The sequence below is a fragment of the Parabacteroides sp. KHUB-02 genome, from assembly GCF_056640955.1.
This window is the reverse complement of record NZ_JBWQEV010000001.1, coordinates 1,426,073-1,445,692: the sequence shown is the minus strand read 5'-3', so window position 1 is coordinate 1,445,692 and position 19,620 is coordinate 1,426,073. Positions and strand designations below refer to the sequence as shown.

Sequence of the window (19,620 nt, the reverse complement as noted above, 5' to 3'; positions counted from 1 at the left end):
CGGTTTGTTTTTAATTGTTAGTAATCCGTTTAATTAGATGTTATGTCATGATCTTATTCTTGGATACAGCGGATGTTTTGGGCATCACGGTTATCTTTGCCGGCGAACTTAAGTCCTCCTCCCCCTTCTACGATCCCACCGCTACGACTGGCGATAAATACGTTACTCGCTCTGACATTGGAGGCTGTAATAGCCAAGAAAGTCGTGTATCCCACATTATTTAATGTAGTCAAATCCGCCGGATAACCGGAGAATCGCAGGTACGTGCCGTTTGCCGTATTATCGTATTTCAAAAGGACTCCACCATTTTTTTCAGAATTAGATAGTATCGTATTCCAGTCAGAGGAATTACGGCTTATTAGTACTTGAAGTTCATTCTGTGTCGGAACCCGCCAACCGGCAGGACATGGATCATGCACGGTTTTGCTGTCACTCCAAGTGGGCCTGCCAGTTCGCATCCGAACTGGGATTGGATGACCATTCCTGATTTTGGGGCTGCCCAAAAGCCTCGGGATGCTGATAGGCATGATGAACCGAGCTGAAATTAAGACCTGTCGGCATCACCCATGTGATTCCGTCCGCCTTATACCTGTTCAGGCAATGCTTGGGAGGTAGGGCGGCATTGATGGTGAATTTATATTGATTCGCTATTTTTTCCGCCGTATAGCTTCCGGGGAAAGGGTCTTTACGTGCCCTCTGGTAATGAAAACCGTTGGCACGCGACATATCGAGGATATCGGAGGGGACGGACACATAGCCATCGTAGGCGCCTAGGCAACGATCCATGATGGGCTTATATGAGGTCGCCCCGTTCTGCAATTTCAAGATGCGCTGGTTGTCCGGCGAGAGAATGGTAGCGTCGGTTGTCGCCGAGGGACTATAATCCGTTACCCACACATGCCAGCTCCAAAGAATATTGCCCGTTCCGTTCTCGCCATCGTAGGCGGCGATAAGGCCACTGCCTCCCGTGGTGTTCGGAGCGACACGGCAGTAGATACGGGCATCCGTGAGGCTGTCGCCGTTCTTTAGCTCCACTATGTTCGTGTGGTCATCTTCGGCCGGTACCTGCGGGGCGTATTTGTTAACGACTCCCAGTGCGGGGTCGCCCAAGTCGCCATCCTCCAGCGTCTGCCACAATACTTTCACGGATTTTATCGGAGTGGAGAAGGTAGTGCCTGAAAGGCCGCACCAGTCTCGCAATATCGTATTGCCTCCGGCTACTCCCTTTATGGTGTAGTTGTATGGGTTGAAGCAGAACGCTCCACCCGGTTTTACCATAAAGCAGTTCGCCGTGGGGACTATGTTGTTGTTGTTCTGCGAGGCAGGGATTGGGTCGATGATGGTTATGCGACGGTCGTCAACTGGAAGCGTATTGTGCGACATCTCTACATTATATATATAGTTCGTGTTATCGTATAAGTCGAACTCCTTGCTGGTGCTGCCACCCAGATAGACGCGGTAGTTCAGTTTCTTCCGGCTATCCGTTTCGTTGCCGCCGTCGCTCTTGTGGCGGGAGATGAAGGTAGCGTAGGCGCTGCCCTTCGGGGCGTTCGCCTTCGTGCGGTAATAAGCGGAGGAGGCGTAGGCGCTCTCCCCGCGTACGACGGAGGGAACCCAGCAGGTATAGCTTCCCTCGTCCGAGACGCTTGCCACCTGTATGGTGGTATATTGATCCAACAGGGACGGGTAGGTATCGTCATTGACGGGTTTCAACAACCTGTAGTCTACGGGGATGGATTGCAGCAGGACTTGCTCTAGAGTATAGCCGGTTTTCTCCGATTCGTTTTTCCAAGACAGCGTCAGGCGGGTAGCCAAGCGGCGCAGGAGGATGCGGACATCCGTACCGTCAGGGCTTTGGATCTCGCCTGCCGAGGTTACGTTCACCTTAGGCAGGTGAAGGATATAGGGCATGGCCTTTATATCCCCCTCATTCTTGATCCCCTCGATCATGGATGACGTGGCTGTCGTGCTTTGCACGGCGGAAAGGCTTTTCCCGCTAAGGGAACCCACCGTGTAGGCGGAACCGTTATATCCCCGGGCGATTATCACCAGCTGGCAATTGTCCAAAGCCTCCAGCGTGACCGTGAAGGAGGAACCAATCTCAACGGCGCTCGTATAACTCACTCCTTTGCCGGTTTTAAAATTACCGCCCGCATCGTATTGCCAGATCTCCAAGCCGTAAAGCTTATCCGGCTTGGCGGTGGCCAACGGGTCTTCTACGGCAGCCTTGGTCTTGGCAGAGGATTGCAGCCGCACATTGAGACCGGAGCCGGAACCAACGCCCTCCCCCGCTTTCGTACCGGACGTGCCGCCGGCAAGCGATGCGGCATCCACCTCGTCGGCGATACCCACGCAGAGCGATACCTCCACCGCCTTGCCCTCACCCGTAGACGGGCAGGGTGAATCGAGACGATCCTCACAACTTGACATTCCTAACATCGATACTATTGACATCATCATCAATACTGCTTTTTGTAATTTTACACCCATTTCCTCCATAACTGCACGTGCTTTTTCACTACTACATTTCACATTTTTTTACTTGAAAGCACCTGTCTCTTTCTTACGCAGAAAGAGACAAAAGGAGGAGAAACGCTCCTATCCGCTGTTTTTCAATACCTTGGAAATGTTAATAGGACAAAGCACGTCACGCTTGACGGCTCGCTATTGTTTGTCTTTTTTAATTTTGACAAAAGATTTAAGCACTCACCTTGCCTTTATCAGCAATTTGAGCTACTTTTACGTCCGAAAACGGATATTTATCCGTCATTCTGAAAGTTGTCTCTTTCTGCGTAAGAAAGAGACAACTTTTTTTCTCTCATCCCTTCATTCTCAATATCTTCCATTTTCATTCCTCTTTTCCATTTTCTTTCATTTCGCTTTTTGTCTCTTTACAAATCACTACTCATTTAACATTTCGGACTTACTGTCCGGAAAGGCACGCACGAAACCGCACGATACCCGACGGGGTACCGTGTAACTTCACGCACGCGACAACAATCATATCATCGCATGACGGGATTAATAAGGATAAGAAGTGTTATTTTATTCGGAGGTCTTCACCCACACACGTTTGCCATCGAACGTGATCGCCATTTTGAGGATGTCTCGCACCCCAGCCGCATGGAGCGTAGCGGCGTATTGCTTCTTCTCGATCTGCGCCAAGGCGGAATCAAGGACCTTGTCCACGGACTCGTCAAACATGGGGTCGTACACTTTCAACTCCATGATAAAACCCCTGCCACCAAGGTCACGGGGACGAAGAAGGATGTCGTAACGGCCCAAACCCGACTCACGGTTACTGCTCACCTCGTACGCGCCGTGACTTACCAGCATTCCCAACAAGAACGCCTGATAGACCTTTTCCGGCTCACGGCCGTTCGTGTCGTAATACGAGAGCGTATTCACGACGAAGTCATTCAATAGCCGCTGGAAGATATTCATCTCGTTCTCGTCCAAAGCCTGCAGCATCATCTCCAAGCGGTCGTTCTTCACGGGGCCGTCGTTGATCCAACCCCGGATGATCGTAGAAAAAACCGTGGAAACCTCCGTGTTCGGCACCCCCAAGGTGTACGACATCAAGTGATCCGGGGTCATCGTACCGTCCGACGCTTTCAGATAGCCGCTGAACAGCATGAAAGACCAGATGTTGGAGGCGCTAGACAACAAGTCCGGGAAAGCCAGCTTGTCGTTGATCACGCTACACAGACTACCGCCTTGGACAAGCGTCTCGATTCCCTTCCGTACTTGGGAGGGGCCCTCCGCTATCAAATGACGAAGCAACACGTCTGAGCCCGTGTTCACCCAGTAAGGGGCAAAGACACCACCTTTATTTATATAGTTCAATACAGACCATGGATTATAGACCACCTCATTCCCGAACAGGTAACCGTTATACCAGTGCTTGACCTCTGACTTCTGATCACCCAACGAGTATGAGTCGAGCAGCGTGTCGACATCCACTTGCGTGAAGCCAAACGCCGTACACATCGGACGATCCAGCAAGGTATCCACGTCGATATTGTTCAGCCCGCTAAAGATCGACTCCTTGCTTACACGGAGGATACCCGTGATCACCCCCCGGAAGATGGACGTATTGTCCTTGAAAACCATCGACATGAAGTTGCGCATGAAGACGATCATACGATCATAAAAGCCCTTGTCGAAAGCCACATGGATCGGAGTATCATACTCATCGAGCAACACCAGAGGGGGCATGCCCCAATGAAGCGTCAACAGCTCGGATAGCAAGCTGATGGAACCCTCTAATTGTCCCCGGGAAGCCTTGCCCTCATAAAGTGCCATAAAGTCATCCAAGTAATTAGGCCGCATCTTGGGAGAATCGATCAAGTAAGCATGGCGAGTAAACTCGTTTTTCAACTCATAGCCTATCCTGACCAACGTGTCCTCTAACGTATCCGCCTTGCAGTCCTTCAACGTCAACATGATCACAGGGTATTGACCTTGATGCTTATCGAAATCCTTCCACTCCCGGATACGCTTGCCGTCGAACAACGGGCGGAACACGTTACCATCCGTCTTCTCGAAGAAGTACCGCAGCATCGAAAGGTTCAGCGTCTTGCCGAAGCGACGCGGACGGGGCAACAACGTGATCAAAGCGCCTTCTTCTATTATCTGACGGATAAAATCGGTCTTATCCACATAGTAATAGCCCTCATCTATCATTTTCTTGTAATCGCTGATACCGATCGGTATTCTTCTCGTTTCCATAAGTATTACTATTTTGAGTTGTGAATACAAATATAACAATTTATATGACAACAGCGATTATCACTTTTCCTTATTAATCTCATCATGTCAAAGAACGTTTCCCCAAGCGTTTACGGCAAGGCACGAGGGGGGGGGAGCCTTTATGGTTCGTCGTATCAATTCGCCCGTTCCTGGATGCAACGAAGAGGTATGGCCTCACGTAAATGTCCGGAAGTGGGCAAGGTTCCATATTTAGCAGTCAGATTATAATCCCTTCTGAAATGTTTAGCGCCAGCTTTGCTTGCAACGTCGTTTCGGCACCAAAGCAGCGTGTTCTCACCAATCCCAAGATACTGATCGCTTAAATACCAATAACCGGTATATCGGATATAGGTCGTCCTCCTCTGCTCTTTATCAAAATAGACAACGATACCCCCATCTGTCTTTTCGCCATTGTTTTGCATATTCATCAAATACAGGCTAGGACCTGTAGCGCTATGGTTGACATCATTGAATAAGGGATAATAGTTCTCCACTTTTGTCACCCGCCAGCCGGCCGGGCATGGGTCGTGAACGGTCTTCACCGAACTACCACCCCAAGCTTGTCTTACATCATTTAGATTCGTGATCCAGGAAAGATTATCAGCGTTATTGCCACTTGGCTTATAAATAGATGACGGGTCTTTATAGGCTTCCCTAAAAGTCGTGGCAGAAGGTACTATCTTACGTGAATAATAAGTAACACCATCCGGCCTATATAAATTCAATATATTTTTCACGGGTTTAGTCAAATCTATACGCTCTATTTTGGACACGTACTTTGTAGTATAACTACTGGGGAAAGGGTCCTTTCTACCCCATTGATAATGGAAACCATGTGCCTTCGACCTATCCTCCTCTTCCGCGGGTATCGTGGTATATCCGGCTAAAGCGCCCAGATTACGATCCATGATAGGATATTGATTCGGATGATTCCCATACGTATATTTTTGCTTACGTTTTGTCTCCGGCTCGTCTACCGAGGCATCCCCGGTAGCGTCCGGATGATAATCTGTCACCCATACGTGCCAACTCCAGAGAATATCGCCTTTGTCGTTTCTCGCCGCTATCAAGCCGCTACCTCCGGTCGTGTTAGGGGCGACACGGCAATAGATCCGTCCTTGCCCCTGGCCAGACAAGGGGTTCTTCGTTATATCCTGACCGTCGTCTCTCTTTATGTCCACAATATTCGTATGATCCTCTTCGGTATTTACGATACCCATTACCGGATCTCCCAAATCTCCGCTTTCCAAGGTCTGCCATAAAAGTTCCACGGAAGTGATACCCCCCTCCGTGTCAGCCCACCCTTTCAGTGTGGAATTCTCTTGATCCGCCGTCCCATCGACCGTATATTTATAGGGATCGAAACAAAAGGCGCCTCCCGGAACAATCATGAAACAGTTGGCCGTGGGAACCAAGTTATTGTTATTCTCGGAAGCCCCGATCGGATTCACGATGGTAATACGTTTGTCATCCACCGGAAGCTCCGAGTGTGACATCTTAATCCCGTAAACATAGTTCGTATTGTCGTACAGATTGAAATCATGACTTGAACTTCCTCCCAAATAGACACGGTAACTCAATTTTTTCTTGATATTCACAGGATCTTGTGATACCAGCGTAATGTAAACACTACCTTTCGGAGCGTTCACTTTCGTGCGATAATAGAGGGACGTGGCATTCGGGCTTTCGCCTCGTAGCACACTGGGGATCCAGCAAGTATAGCTGCCCGACTCCTCTACATCGGGAACCTGCAAGGTAGAGTATTGATCCAGTAAAGAGGGATATGTCGCCTTGTCCTCCGGATGACGCAATAATCGGTAATTGGCAGGTATGGATTGAAGCATAACTTGTTTCAAGACATATCCCGTGTTTTTCGAGACGTTTTCCCATGTGATCGTCAGCCGGGAAGTCAAACGGCGTAATAAGACGCGGATATCCTGTCCCTCCGGGTTCTGTATCCTATACGTCTCGCCCTCCTTCACTATACAGACATGAGGGAGAAGCAAGAGATAGGGCATCACTTTTATTTGATCCTTTGTCGTTATCGAGTTTATTACCGAAGAATCCAGCATCATGTCCTGAATATCCGACAGCCTCTTGCCCTTAAGGGACTCAATCGTGTTTTTCGAGCCATTATATCCACGGGCGACGATCAGCAATTGGCATTCGGTCTCGGGGGTTGACAGTGTCGCAAGATCTACCAAAGGCACGGTGAAGGATTCCCCTATGGATTTATTACCCAGGTTTTGCGTGCTGTTATTGATGCAATTTCCCGCCCGGTCGTATTGCCAGATCTCCAAACCATATAACTTATCGGGTTTGGCCGTAGCCAAGGGATCTTCAGGAACCGTTATAGCCTTCGTGCCCATGTTTTGACCGGAGAACAGACGCACATCAAAGCCAAAGCCTTCATTAGCCTCCGTGTGGATAGATCTCGTACTCAATGCCGCCGCATCTTCCCAGTCTGCCAATCCCACGCATAGCGATACCTCCACCGTCTTGCCCTCACCCGTAGACGGGCAGGGTGAATCGAGACGATCCTCACAACTTGACATTCCTAACACCCATACTATTGACATCATCATCAATACTGCTTTTTGTAATTTTACACCCATTTCCTCCATACCTGCACGTGCTTTTTCACTACTACATTTCACATTTTTTTGCTTGAATCACGTTGTCTCTTTCTTACGCAGAAAGAGACAACAGGAGGATAAACGCTCCTATCCGCTGTTTTTCAATCCCTTGGAAATGTTAATAGGACAAGGCACGTCACGCTTGACGGCTCGCTATTGTTTGTCTTTTTTAATTTTGATAAAAGATTTAAGCACTCTCCTTGCCTTTATCAGCAATTTGAGCTACTTTTACACCCGAAAACGGATATTTACCCGTCATTCTGAAAGTTGTCTCTTTCTGCGTAAGAAAGAGACATTTTTTTTCTCCCTACTTCTTTATTCTCAATCACTTCTATTTTTCGATTCATTTTACATTATCGTTTTTTTTACCGTTTGTCTCTTTACATCTCACTACTCATTTAACATTTAGGACTTACTGTCCGGAAAGGCACGCACGAGCTAGCACGATTCCCGACGGAAGAACCGTGTAAAGATCCATACATGCAAACTTCATATTGTTACATGACGTTGAATTAAATGTCTAATTGTTTCGATTTTGTCTATATTCATTAGGTGTAACCCCAACCATTTTCTTGAACCAACACCTGTACGTAGAAGTGACAGGAATGGTGGAATTAAAGTTGTATGTATCTTTCAAGCAATTACAGGAAAGCCGACGAAGCTAGCTTACTTTAAAACAATGGATTTGAATGGAAAAAATTCATAACTATGAATGAAGAAAAACATAGTTATGAATTGAAAATTTCATAGTTATGATTTTTCAGTATCAAAATAGGCAAGTAATTCTTCTATCGTTTGGGTGATATAGGTACCGCCGGAAGTCTCATGGATGATAAAGTGGGTGGTCTTTAAATCGCCAGTCTCAATCCAGATATTCGATTCCACTTCCCGATTCGCCAAAATTCCGTTTCGCTGGAGTGCTTTACGCACCATAGCGTATTTCTGGCCATGTCCAACGAGGCGGATCTGTCGGGAGAATTGATTATCTATACGGAATAATCCGGTATCCTTATCGAAAACAATCCCTTTCCGGGCGAAGAAATTGCTTAGATGACCACTCAATGCCAAATCCTCGGGGGTACCGGTAGAGATACCATTCGCTTTGTCCATTAACCAGATCTTATCCGATATCTGGAGAGCCAGCTCCAAATCGTGAGTGGACATAAATATCGTCTTATTCGTTTTCCGGGTTAGATGATGGAGTAATTGCATAATCTCTACCTTGCTGGGAAAATCAAGGAATGCGGTAGGTTCATCCAAGTAAATAACCGGAGTCTCCTGAGCGAGCGCCTTAGCGATCATCACTTTCTGGCGTTCTCCATCCGATAAGGTATGGACCATGCGGGATGCTAGTTCCTCAATGCGGACAAGGGCGATGGATTCTTCCACGATCCGCTTATCATCCTTGCTCAACTTGCCCCAGAAGCCGGTATACGGGCTACGTCCCATCCCGACCAATTCCCGTACCAACATATTCCGGATCTCACATTTATCGGTCAGCACGACACCGATCGTGGTGCTCAATTCCTTATCGGAATAAGCATCTATATCTTTTCCTAGGACCAATATTTCCCCATCTAATTTAGGTTGGAAAGCCGATAACGTGCGCAATAAAGTAGACTTCCCCACCCCGTTAGCACCCAGCAAACAGGTTAATTCACCACTATAGATCGTAGAGTGTATACCTTTAGCTACCAGCTTTGTACTACTCTTAGAATGGTAACCGATCGAAAGTCCGTTAATATGAATCGTATCTTGTTTCATCTTACTCGTTCAATTCATTCTTTCGTTTTCTAAATAATACCGAAGCCACTACAGGAGCACCTACTAAAGCGGTTACCGAGTTGACAGGTAACGCTCCCTCGAACCCCGGCATACGGGCGATCAAATTACAGATCAACGCCAACGCCGCACCTGCGAATAAGACCGCAGGCATTAAAATCCGATGGTCGGAAGTTTGAAATATGGCCCGGCATAAATGCGGAACGGCTAGCCCCAAGAAGATAATAGGTCCGCAATAAGCCGTGACAATCGCCGTAAGGACCCCGGCCGAGGTGATAACCAACAAACGGGCCCGCTTGATATTAAGTCCCAAATTGCGTGCGTAGCTATCCCCAAGAAGCATCAAGTTCATGGTCTTGATAAGCAGGAACGAGAGAGGGATCAAGATTGTCATAAGAATCACGAACAACGTCATCTGATTACCGGAAACACGGGCGAAACTACCCAATCCCCAAATCACGTATGCACGGATATCCTCCTCGACGCTAAAGAATTTAAGTACACCGATCACGGCGTTTGCCACGTAACCGATCATCACACCGATAATCAACAACGTGACATTTCCTTTTACCTTTTGGGAAACATACACGATCAGCGCCATCACGGATAAGGAACCGATCACGGCCGCTATCGATAAGGCGATCTCCCCCATAAAACCAAGTTTACTCAAGGCAACGCCCCCTAAACTACCGCTTAACAACACCACAAAAGCGACACCCATGCTCGCTCCCGAACTGATACCTAAGACCGAAGGTCCGGCCAATGGATTACGGAAAACGGTTTGCATCTGTAAGCCGCTGATGGATAAGCCTGCTCCCGCTACCAACGCTGTCAATGCCTGTGGTAGTCGGGATTTCCAGATAATATTCTGCCATGTAATAGGCTCATTTCCTGAATTCCAGATAATATGCCAAACCGATTGAAGAGGAATAGAGACTGACCCCAACACCAAATTCAAAAAGATTAGAACAAAAATAGCCGTGACAATCGCCAGCATCCATAGGGTATTTGAATGTCTCATCAGTGTTCCTTATTTAAGTCGAGAATAATAGACCGGCTCATGATCCGGTAATAAATCCGGATGAAAGATATGAAGCAAATCCGCTAGGACGATCTCCGGTTCTGTCGGCATACTCTCATAAAACGGCGTGTTCTTCATATTACAATAGATAATCCCTTTCTCCCGGAACGCACGGAAATCCGCATAACGAGGATCTTGCTCTTTCAATGCCTCATAGCTAAACGTTCCCGGGAAACTATTCACGATACGCCAGTAATCAGCATCGTCCGCTTGGTTATAGACCGTCTCGAAGTCTAATGTAACACCACCGGATCGCTCATCGTCTTTCAAGAAATAATCAGCGCCGGCATCCTTGAAAAGCTGTGCCAAGAAACTCTTTCCTCCTACGGCATACCAGTTTCCACCCCGTAACTCGCCACTAAAAACGATCGGACGTTTTTTAACCTTGCCATCCGCCGTAAGTTCCTTTAATTCATTATACCTCTTCTCAATGGCGGCAAAACGCTCATTGCCCTCTTTCTCTACCCCTAACAACAAGCCTATGAACTTGATCCATTCAGCTTGTCCCAATGGCGTAGTCTCCTTATAACCCAAATGGGGAATCAAGGGGATACCCACGTCTTTCAGCGTCTCATAGCCTCCCCGCTTGAATGGCGATACAAGGATCAAATCAGGATTCATACTCATGATAACCTCGTTATCGAAATTTCCCTCTATACCGATCTTTGCGGTTTTACCTTCTTTCAGGCGTTCGTTCATCTCTTTATTGAACAAATGCCGTGTACTGGTAATCCCAACGACCTTATCCAAAGCACCCAATTTAATAAAATTCGATAATTGCAGGGAAGTCATACAGATAACGCTTCGGATGGGAAGCTCTATCATCGTATAATCAACGGGAATCCCCGTGGGTTTCGAACCTCTTTTTACGAACGCATAATGAAACGTGGTGCTTTCCTCGTTTTGAGGATCTTGAATATCAGCCAAGACATATTGATCCGCATAGGTAAGCTTGAATCCTTGGGCGTATAAAGGCTTAACCTGCTCTTGCGAGAATGCGGATTGCTCTACGGAAGCCGTCTTCCCTATTTCTCCTTTTTCACGGATACCTGAAGTACATGATAAAGTCAATACCGATAAAAGCAAGCATCCACCCGCTATAAACTTATTCATAATCCTTGTTTAATTGACAGTTGATCATTGACAGTTACTCTCGTCCTGCTCCACGGGACAGCAACATTTATTTATGAACCGGCAGGTCTTCTGACTTACTTCCATTCTGGACGCCTTCCCGATTACGAAACCAGTGGCCAAGGTATTGTCCGAATGTTTAGAAGTTCACAGCAGCGTGGTCTGTCCGGGATTCTCACCCGGTTCCCTTTTAATCCGCCTCCCGGAAAAAGAGATAAGCGGAGCCTGTTACAGCGACAAAAGTAGTAAGAATATTTGTATACATCCGCAATTTTAAGGACTTTTGCGTTTCAAATAAAAACAGATACACATGAATCATCCTATTCACTTAGTCTCATTAGGTCCCGGTGATCCGGAATTAATTACGCTGAAAGGGCTTAAAACATTACAAAAGGCTGATATTATCTATTGTCCTGCTACACAAGGCAAGCATGGAATCATATCTCGGGCGACGGATATATTGAAAGCTATTGAGGTAGACGAATCCTTGATCCATCCGTTTATTTTGCCAATGAGTAAGGAACGGACAGATGCGTTAAACGCTTATAACGAATTGTTTCTGGATGCCCAAGCTGAATATTTGAAAGGAAAACAAATCGTGATCGTCGCCGAGGGAGACGCTGGTTTTTATTCATCTATACAATATGTATACGATAAATTCGAGGAAGCAGGAATCCCGGTAGATCGAATCGCAGGAATTCCGGCATTTATAGCGGCAGGTGCCTTGGCCGGGATACATATCGTAAAACAAGAGGAGCAAATTAATGTAATCCCCGGGACTGCGTCATTCGATGAACTTTCGGCAAAAATAGAAAATGGAATGATCATCGTCATCATGAAATTACCGGGTTGCCAAGAGGCTATTCATACTTGTATCCGGCAGTATGCGGATAAGGCGGTTTTTCATTATTTCGAGAATGTAGGAACAGGAAAAGAATATTATACTACTGATATCGCCACTATACATTCCAAGGATTTCCCCTATTTCTCCCTACTGATTATCCAACCTCGCTAAAAGAAGAAGGCTGCCCGGAGAGTAACCAAACCCGGACAGCCCATCTTATTACGCTACATGCAATATATGCTTAAGCTGATCGATATGGAAACGAAGTGTATCCATATAAGGTTTCACTGAATTATGGTACATGATCGCTTTTGCGTGCATATCTTCCAACTCGCTTACTTTACGGTTCGCCTCACGCATTTTACAAGCGTTGTAGCGAATACCCGATACATGCCCTTTGATATCCTCGATCGCTTGGTTTCCCCGGTTGAAGATAGACTCTGCTTCTTCCGGAGCGTATACCGTATAGGCTTGGGCAACGTCATCCAGTAATGCCTGTTGATAAGAGCCGGCTATCGGGAGCAATTGATGGATCGCATGATGACATAAAGAATGAACCTCGTTTTGAAGCTTCTTCAATTCTACTTCCCACTTTGATTCACATACTTCATCCAATTGTTTGACTTCCGCTACGACACGGCCGCTAAACAATTCCACTACCATCTTTTCCCATGCTTCTGCTACCCACGATTTAGTAGCAAATGTAACCTGACTAAATCTTACTGTTGACATAACCTTAAATTTACATATTATATTGCTAATGTTATTAATCTCTTATCTATTTCAATTTATCACACTCAAACCATTTTAGCTTTCTTTTTATCGCTGTGACACCACAAAATTAATCAAATTATCATAGATGGATAATTTTAAAGACTATTTTATAATTCTTTAAGAGTGCGACAAGCAAAACGTATGATTTTTGCAAAGTTCACTTTACAAAAAGTTTAATTTCAAGCCTAACAGCTATCACAAAAAGCAAGATCATCGCCATCTTCGCACAAAAATATCAAAATAACACAATCTTATTATTCCATAAAGGGGGAAAACCTTGTTCCGTATCATTTTGTTATTATAATAAATTAGATTTACTTTGTTCAAACTATATAAACTTACATAAAGCACATGAAATCGGACATTGAGATAGCAAGAGAAACAGACTTGCGTAAAATTAAGGAAGTTGCGACAACGTTAGGTATCCCTCGTGAGGAAGTACAAAATTATGGCAGGTATATTGCCAAGGTTCCTATCCATTTGATCGATAAAAAGCAAATGGACCAGCATAATTTAATTTTAGTGACCGCTATCACTCCCACTAAAGCGGGAATCGGAAAGACTACGGTTTCGATCGGTCTGGCTTTAGGGCTGAATAAAATAGGGAAGAAAGCGGTGGTCGCTTTACGTGAGCCGTCTCTTGGCCCGTGTTTCGGCATGAAAGGTGGTGCTGCCGGAGGTGGATATGCCCAAGTGCTTCCTATGGAAAACATCAACTTGCATTTTACAGGGGATTTTCATGCGGTTACTTCCGCCCACAATATGATTACCGCTTTATTGGATAACTATATTTATCAGACTCGCAACACCTGCGAGGGATTGAAGGAGATCAAATGGAAACGGGTTCTTGACGTAAACGACCGTAGCTTACGTAACATCGTATCGGGTCTAGGCGGCTCGGCGAACGGTGTCCCTACCGAGACCGGATTTGACATCACTCCCGCTTCAGAGATCATGGCGATCCTTTGCTTGGCTACGGATATAGAGGATTTGAAACGACGTGTCGGAAATATTTTATTGGGTTATACAAACGAAGATAAGCCTTTCACGGTAAATGATCTTGGCATAGCCGGAGCTATTACCGTATTGCTAAAAGACGCATTACTGCCGAACCTAGTACAAACAACGGAGAATACTCCCGCATTTGTACATGGAGGTCCTTTCGCTAATATCGCCCATGGATGTAATTCCATATTGGCCACCCAAATGGCTCTTACTTATGGAGATTATGTGATTACGGAGGCTGGTTTCGGCGCTGATCTGGGCGCAGAGAAATTCTTTAATATCAAATGTAGAAAAGCGGGGCTTTCACCGAAACTGACAGTCATCGTAGCGACTGCCCAGAGCTTAAAACTTCATGGTGGCGTTCCTGAAAAAGAAATCAAGGAACCGAATATCGAAGGATTAAAGAACGGATTCGCTAACTTAGATAAACACATTGAGAATATGAAGAGCTTCGGACAGCAAGTAATCGTGACTTTCAACCGTTTCGCTACCGATACGGACGAGGAGATCGCTTTAGTGGCTGAGCATTGCAAGGAAAAAGGGGTTGGATTCGCCATGAATAACGTTTTCTCCGAAGGAGGTGAAGGGGGTACGGAGCTTGCCCGCTTAGTGGTTGATACGATCGAAAATCATCCTTCCGCTCCTTTACAATATACATATGATCTGAATGATCCGATCCGTACGAAGGTACAAAAAGTGGCCCAGAAGATATACGGAGCCTCTTCGATTGTTTATACGACTTTGGCCGATAAAAAATTGCGTCAGATCGAAAGCTTGGGTATTTCCCATTATCCGATCTGCATCGCCAAGACTCAATATTCATTCTCTTCCGATCCGAAAGCTTATGGGGTCGCCAAGGATTTCGAACTAAAAGTACGAGATGTAATCATCAATAACGGAGCCGAGATGATCGTTGTCGTCATGGGCGAGATCATGCGTATGCCGGGGCTCCCTAAAGAGCCGCAAGCCCGAAAGATCGATATCGTGGATGGCATGATTGAGGGATTGAGTTAATAGACAGTAAAACAATTTAAATAAAAAAGGTACGCCTCACACATTCAGTAAGGCGTACCTTTTTTATAACCACTCTCGCCCCGAAACCGGGGGGCGATCAATAAGCTCTGGCGAACAGTACCCGGCAAGCCGACGGTTTACCTGTCACCATACACTTACCCGGAGTCTTATCACCAGCTAAAGGAATACAGCGGATCGTAGCTTTCGTCTCGTTCTTGATCAATTCTTCTGTTTCCGGGGTTCCATCCCAGTGGGCCATGATGAAGACGCCATCCTCGATCTTCTCCTTAAATTCCTCATACGTATCTACGTTTATGATGTTATCCTCACGGTGATCGTACGCTTTCTTGAAGATATTCGCTTGGATTTCCTCCAACAGATTCTTCACGTATTCCTCAATGCCATCACAAGTGATCGTCTCCTTCTCCAAAGTATCACGGCGCATTACTTCGATCGTATTATTCTCCAAATCACGACCACCCATAGCCAAACGCACGGGAACACCTTTTAACTCGTACTCAGCGAACTTCCAGCCCGGCTTCTTGTTATCAGCGTCATCATATTTCACGGAAATGCCTAACGCTTTCAATTTAGCCACGATACCAGCGACCTTCTCGCTGATCTGCGTCAATTGCTCAGCGCTACGGTAGATCGGTACGATCACAACCTGTATCGGAGCCAAATGTGGAGGCAATACCAAACCGTTATCATCAGAGTGAGACATAATCAACGCTCCGATCAAACGTGTGGAAACACCCCAAGAAGTAGCCCAAGCATAGTCGCTCTTACCGTTCTTGTCGATGAAAGTAACGTCGAAAGCCTTACCGAAGTTCTGCCCCAAGAAATGGGAAGTTCCCGCCTGCAAAGCTTTTCCATCCTGCATCATCGCCTCGATCGTATAGGTATCCAAAGCACCGGCGAAACGCTCGCTCTCAGACTTCACGCCCTTTATTACCGGCATTGCCATATAATTCTCTGCGAAGTTCGCATAAACGTCTTGCATCTTCTTAGCTTCTATCTCCGCTTCTTCACGAGTAGCGTGAGCGGTATGGCCTTCCTGCCACAAGAACTCAGCCGTACGAAGGAACAAGCGAGTACGCATCTCCCAGCGCATCACGTTCGCCCATTGGTTGCACAAGATAGGCAGGTCACGGTAAGACTGAATCCAGTTACGGTATGTATTCCATATAATGGTCTCCGAAGTCGGGCGAATGATCAATTCCTCTTCCAGTTTAGCTGCCGGATCTACGACAACCCCCGTACCGTCATGATTTGTCTTCAAACGATAGTGAGTAACCACGGCGCACTCCTTGGCGAACCCTTCTACGTGCTCAGCTTCTTTGCTTAAGAAAGACTTCGGGATCAGCAAGGGGAAATAAGCGTTCACATGACCGGTTTCCTTGAACATATCGTCTAGGATACGTTGCATCTTCTCCCAGATAGCGTATCCGTAAGGCTTGATCACCATACAACCACGCACGGCGGAATTCTCCGCCAAATCTGCCTTAATTACCAAATCTTGGTACCACTGCGAATAGTTTACACTTCTCGGTGTAAGTTCTTTCAGCTCTTTTGCCATTTCTTTATATTTCTAAATTATACTGTTTTCCTTAATCTGAATAAGTAATGGGTTGCAAAGGTAAGAAATAATCGTATATCTTTGTAAAAACTATATATAGATAATATCATGAATATACACAAGATCACACGTTACTTACTTATGTTATGTACATTTACGTTCTTAACTCTCACGGCGAAAGGGCAAGATGGAGAGCCTTTGCGACTGGCCGTGGCAGGGGTATCCCACGGACATCTATGGGAGGTGATAAGCCGTTTGGATAGAGGCGATTTCAAGATTGTAGGAGTCGCCGAGAAAGATGATTACTTACGGGAACATAACGGTCTGCGGGATAAGCTAGATCCAAACCTGTTCTATGCGGACCTTGGCGAGATGCTGGACAAGACCCATCCGGAGGCGGTCATCGTATACGAGCCGATCTACGACCATCTTCGTGTGGTAGAGGCTTGCGCGCCGAGAGGCATACATGTTATGGTAGAAAAACCATTGGCCGTAAATAACGAACATGCTACCCGAATGGCATCGCTCGCCCGTGAGAAAAATATCTTGTTGCTTACCAACTACGAGACTACGTGGTATAATACCAACCATGAGGCATTCCGCCTTATTGACAGCGGTGCTATCGGGAAGATCGATCGTATCAACGTATACGACGGGCATCAAGGTCCCTTCGAGATCAACTGCGGAAAAGAGTTCACGGACTGGTTAACCGACCCCGTGCTGAATGGCGGCGGGGCGGTTATCGATTTTGGATGTTACGGAGCCAACTTAGCCACCCGTCTCATGAAAGATGAAAAGCCCCTTAGCGTATACGCCGTACTACGGCAGAATAAACCGAATCTTTATCCCAAGGTAGACGATGACGCGACTATTATCGTGGAATATCCTTCCGCAACCGTCCAGATCATGGGATCATGGTGTTGGCCGATGGGTAGAAAAGATATGCATATCTATGGCGACAAAGGATATATTTACCAAGATACACCTAAGGAAATGCGAATTTATACCAACGGAAAGGAGCGCCAAGAAATAGCACCTTCCTTGAACGCTCCTTATAATGATTCCTTTTATTTCTTGAAAGCCGCCGTCCGTAAAGAGATTGACGTACCTCCCACGGACCTTTCCTCGTTGGAGAATAACCTAATGGTAGTACGGATATTGGACGCTGCCATTCAAAGTGCGAAATCTAAAGCGGTTATCCAGCTCTTTTGAGAGTTTAAAACACCTCTTTCCAATGTTTTAGATTCGTATCGATGGTATCCAAGACCTCCTTGCTTCGCCCCTCCATCATTAACTTATACATGGTTTGGGCAAAACCAAGCATTTGGGAGAACTCAATCTTGGGAGGCATCGCTAATGCGTTCGGATCGGTCATGATGTTAACCAAGGCCGGTCCGTCAGCGTTAAACACTTTCTGCAAGGTGGGGAATACATCGTCGGGGTTGATCACGTTGTAGCCCGCCATTCCCATTGAAAGGGCGACCCGGGCGAAATCCGGGTTCAGCATCGTGGTCTGCCAATCCGGCAGTCCGGCCACCTCCATCTCAAGTTTTACCATTCCTAGGGAACGGTTATTAAACACGATTAATTTAATCGGCAAATGGTATTGCACGATCGTAGCAAGGTCGCCCAACAACATTGAGATACCTCCATCACCACACAACGCCACGACTTGCCTGCCGGGATAAGCCAATGCCGCCCCTATCGCTTGCGGCATGGCGTTCGCCATCGAGCCATGATTGAATGATCCCAACATCTTCCGCATACCCGTAGCTTGCAAATAGCGGGCACCCCATACACAAGTCATACCCGTATCCACGGTAAATATGGCGTCGTCCGAGCTAAGCTTGTCTACGACCGAGATCACGTACTCTGGCTGTATCTTCTCTTCTTTCCCCCGGACAGTGGCGGCAGAACGGAGATTTCCCCGAACTTTCTCATATTTAGCCAACTGTTCCCGCAAGAAACTATTATCTTCTTTCTGGTGAATCAACGGAATCAACTCATCCAAAGTATCCTTCATATCGCCACAAAGCCCCATTTGTATCTTGGCACGACGCCCCAGACGATTCGGATTGATATCCACCTGTACGATCGTGTTGCTCTCTGGCATGAATGCCTCGTATGGAAAATCGGTTCCCAACAACACCAACACCTCTGCCTCGTGCATACTATAATAGCCGGAAGGCATGCCCAATAGACCGGTCATCCCCACCTCGTTCGGATTATCGTATTGGATCTCCATCTTACCCTTGAAAGAATAGGCTACCGGAGCATTCAGTAATTTAGCCAACTGCACCAATTCCGAATGGGCATCTTTCGCCCCTATTCCACAATAAAGTGTCACTTTCTTCGCATTATTCAACAAATCCGCTAATTCCCGGATTTCCTGTTCGGCGGGACAAACCCGTTGTCGCGTAGGAAAAGAAAAGGTAGAGGACAAACCCGCTGTAGCATTCTCTGCCGCCAAGTCACCGGGAAGTCCGATCACCCCGACCCCACGTGATGAGACCGCCGCTTGCATAGCGCCTTGAAGCATCCGGGGAAATTGTTCCGGTGTAGTGGCTACCTGATTATAATAGCTACAATCATCGAACAATTTGATCGTATTTGTCTCTTGGAAATATTCTGTACCAAACTCCCGGGAAGGGATCGTGGAAGCGATCGCCAAAACCGGGGCTCCGGATCGTTGGGCATCATACAGTCCATTAATTAAATGTACATGCCCGGGGCCACTACTACCTGCACAACAAGCCAACTCGCCTGTCAATTGAGCCTCCGCCGCAGCGGCATAAGCTCCCGTCTCCTCATGACGGACATGAATCCACCGCAATCTGCCGTTTTTCCGAACAGCCTCGTTTACCTCATTCAGGCTATCGCCTGTCACGGCGTATATACGTCGTACGCCTGCTTTTTCCAGCGTATCCACTAACTGGTCCGCAACTTTCTTCGCCATAGTTTAAACTCTTCTTTTTATTTTATTAAGAAAACTATCAAGGGCTGGAGAAAGTTTTTGGAAAGA

13 protein-coding genes and 1 riboswitch are annotated in these 19,620 nt (G+C 46.6%); of the genes, 3 read left to right on the top strand and 10 right to left on the bottom strand.

The window, feature by feature from the left end; translation table 11 throughout:
- Positions 1-53: 53 nt before the first annotated feature.
- From ACYIA1_RS06260 to ACYIA1_RS06230, 7 genes are all read right to left on the bottom strand, one after another.
- On the bottom strand, positions 54-458 hold the full coding sequence (locus ACYIA1_RS06260) for a fibrobacter succinogenes major paralogous domain-containing protein (protein ID WP_480334733.1): 405 nt from the start codon (positions 456-458) through the stop codon (positions 54-56).
- Positions 430-2,460 (bottom strand): DUF4906 domain-containing protein, encoded by a 2,031-nt coding sequence (locus ACYIA1_RS06255; RefSeq protein WP_480334731.1) that lies wholly within the window; start codon positions 2,458-2,460, stop codon positions 430-432. Before ACYIA1_RS06255 ends, ACYIA1_RS06260 begins: the two co-directional genes overlap by 29 nt.
- Before the next feature lie 585 nt (positions 2,461-3,045).
- Entirely contained in the window at positions 3,046-4,731 is a 1,686-nt protein-coding gene (locus ACYIA1_RS06250; protein ID WP_170105222.1) for an AAA family ATPase, read from the bottom strand.
- 155 nt (positions 4,732-4,886) lie between these two features.
- Positions 4,887-6,596: a DUF4906 domain-containing protein gene (locus tag ACYIA1_RS06245; protein ID WP_480336312.1), complete on the bottom strand. Its 1,710-nt coding sequence runs from the start codon at positions 6,594-6,596 to the stop codon at positions 4,887-4,889.
- A 1,542-nt stretch (positions 6,597-8,138) separates the two neighbouring features.
- Positions 8,139-9,152, bottom strand: a complete 1,014-nt coding sequence (locus ACYIA1_RS06240) for an ABC transporter ATP-binding protein (RefSeq protein ID WP_008779842.1) — start codon at positions 9,150-9,152, stop codon at positions 8,139-8,141.
- Between the two features lies 1 nt (position 9,153).
- The gene (locus tag ACYIA1_RS06235) at positions 9,154-10,191 is read right to left on the bottom strand and encodes an iron ABC transporter permease (RefSeq protein ID WP_044546063.1); all 1,038 of its coding nucleotides are present in this window, start codon (positions 10,189-10,191) and stop codon (positions 9,154-9,156) included.
- Positions 10,192-10,200: 9 nt separating this feature from the next.
- Positions 10,201-11,364 carry an ABC transporter substrate-binding protein gene (locus ACYIA1_RS06230; protein ID WP_122380547.1) on the bottom strand — a complete coding sequence of 388 codons (1,164 nt, stop codon included), beginning with the start codon at positions 11,362-11,364 and terminating at the stop codon, positions 10,201-10,203.
- A 63-nt stretch (positions 11,365-11,427) separates the two neighbouring features.
- Positions 11,428-11,626, bottom strand: a riboswitch (cobalamin riboswitch).
- A gap of 66 nt (positions 11,627-11,692) precedes the next feature.
- On the opposite strand from ACYIA1_RS06230, the gene ACYIA1_RS06225 reads away from it, so the two are divergent.
- Positions 11,693-12,397, top strand: a complete 705-nt coding sequence (locus ACYIA1_RS06225; protein WP_480334728.1) for a precorrin-2 C(20)-methyltransferase — start codon at positions 11,693-11,695, stop codon at positions 12,395-12,397.
- Between the two features lie 48 nt (positions 12,398-12,445).
- On the opposite strand, the gene ACYIA1_RS06220 is transcribed toward ACYIA1_RS06225, so the two are convergent.
- The gene (locus ACYIA1_RS06220; RefSeq protein ID WP_048927265.1) at positions 12,446-12,958 is read right to left on the bottom strand and encodes a hypothetical protein; all 513 of its coding nucleotides are present in this window, start codon (positions 12,956-12,958) and stop codon (positions 12,446-12,448) included.
- A gap of 393 nt (positions 12,959-13,351) precedes the next feature.
- On the opposite strand from ACYIA1_RS06220, the gene ACYIA1_RS06215 reads away from it, so the two are divergent.
- On the top strand, positions 13,352-15,019 hold the full coding sequence (locus tag ACYIA1_RS06215) for a formate--tetrahydrofolate ligase (protein WP_005862573.1): 1,668 nt from the start codon (positions 13,352-13,354) through the stop codon (positions 15,017-15,019).
- 97 nt (positions 15,020-15,116) lie between these two features.
- On the opposite strand, the gene proS is transcribed toward ACYIA1_RS06215, so the two are convergent.
- Complete coding sequence (gene proS, locus ACYIA1_RS06210; RefSeq protein WP_196009643.1) at positions 15,117-16,598, bottom strand: proline--tRNA ligase; 1,482 nt, start codon at positions 16,596-16,598, stop codon at positions 15,117-15,119.
- Between the two features lie 108 nt (positions 16,599-16,706).
- Between proS and ACYIA1_RS06205 the strand changes: the two genes are divergently transcribed.
- Positions 16,707-17,810 carry a Gfo/Idh/MocA family protein gene (locus ACYIA1_RS06205; RefSeq protein WP_005862575.1) on the top strand — a complete coding sequence of 368 codons (1,104 nt, stop codon included), beginning with the start codon at positions 16,707-16,709 and terminating at the stop codon, positions 17,808-17,810.
- Between the two features lie 4 nt (positions 17,811-17,814).
- On the opposite strand, the gene ACYIA1_RS06200 is transcribed toward ACYIA1_RS06205, so the two are convergent.
- A complete protein-coding gene (locus ACYIA1_RS06200; protein WP_158533119.1) occupies positions 17,815-19,554 on the bottom strand; it encodes a thiamine pyrophosphate-dependent enzyme in 1,740 nt (579 codons plus the stop codon).
- Positions 19,555-19,620 lie beyond the last annotated feature (66 nt).

Coding starts and splice junctions, on each gene's coding strand:
- ACYIA1_RS06230 (WP_122380547.1), bottom strand. CDS start 11,364: ATGAATAAGTTTATAGCGGGTGGATGCTTGCTTTTATCGGTATTGACT.
- ACYIA1_RS06240 (WP_008779842.1), bottom strand. CDS start 9,152: ATGAAACAAGATACGATTCATATTAACGGACTTTCGATCGGTTACCAT.
- ACYIA1_RS06215 (WP_005862573.1), top strand. CDS start 13,352: ATGAAATCGGACATTGAGATAGCAAGAGAAACAGACTTGCGTAAAATT.
- ACYIA1_RS06205 (WP_005862575.1), top strand. CDS start 16,707: ATGAATATACACAAGATCACACGTTACTTACTTATGTTATGTACATTT.
- ACYIA1_RS06255 (WP_480334731.1), bottom strand. CDS start 2,460: ATGATGATGTCAATAGTATCGATGTTAGGAATGTCAAGTTGTGAGGAT.
- proS (WP_196009643.1), bottom strand. CDS start 16,598: ATGGCAAAAGAGCTGAAAGAACTTACACCGAGAAGTGTAAACTATTCG.
- ACYIA1_RS06220 (WP_048927265.1), bottom strand. CDS start 12,958: ATGTCAACAGTAAGATTTAGTCAGGTTACATTTGCTACTAAATCGTGG.
- ACYIA1_RS06260 (WP_480334733.1), bottom strand. CDS start 458: ATGCGAACTGGCAGGCCCACTTGGAGTGACAGCAAAACCGTGCATGAT.
- ACYIA1_RS06235 (WP_044546063.1), bottom strand. CDS start 10,191: ATGAGACATTCAAATACCCTATGGATGCTGGCGATTGTCACGGCTATT.
- ACYIA1_RS06245 (WP_480336312.1), bottom strand. CDS start 6,596: ATGCTTCAATCCATACCTGCCAATTACCGATTATTGCGTCATCCGGAG.
- ACYIA1_RS06200 (WP_158533119.1), bottom strand. CDS start 19,554: ATGGCGAAGAAAGTTGCGGACCAGTTAGTGGATACGCTGGAAAAAGCA.
- ACYIA1_RS06225 (WP_480334728.1), top strand. CDS start 11,693: ATGAATCATCCTATTCACTTAGTCTCATTAGGTCCCGGTGATCCGGAA.
- ACYIA1_RS06250 (WP_170105222.1), bottom strand. CDS start 4,731: ATGGAAACGAGAAGAATACCGATCGGTATCAGCGATTACAAGAAAATG.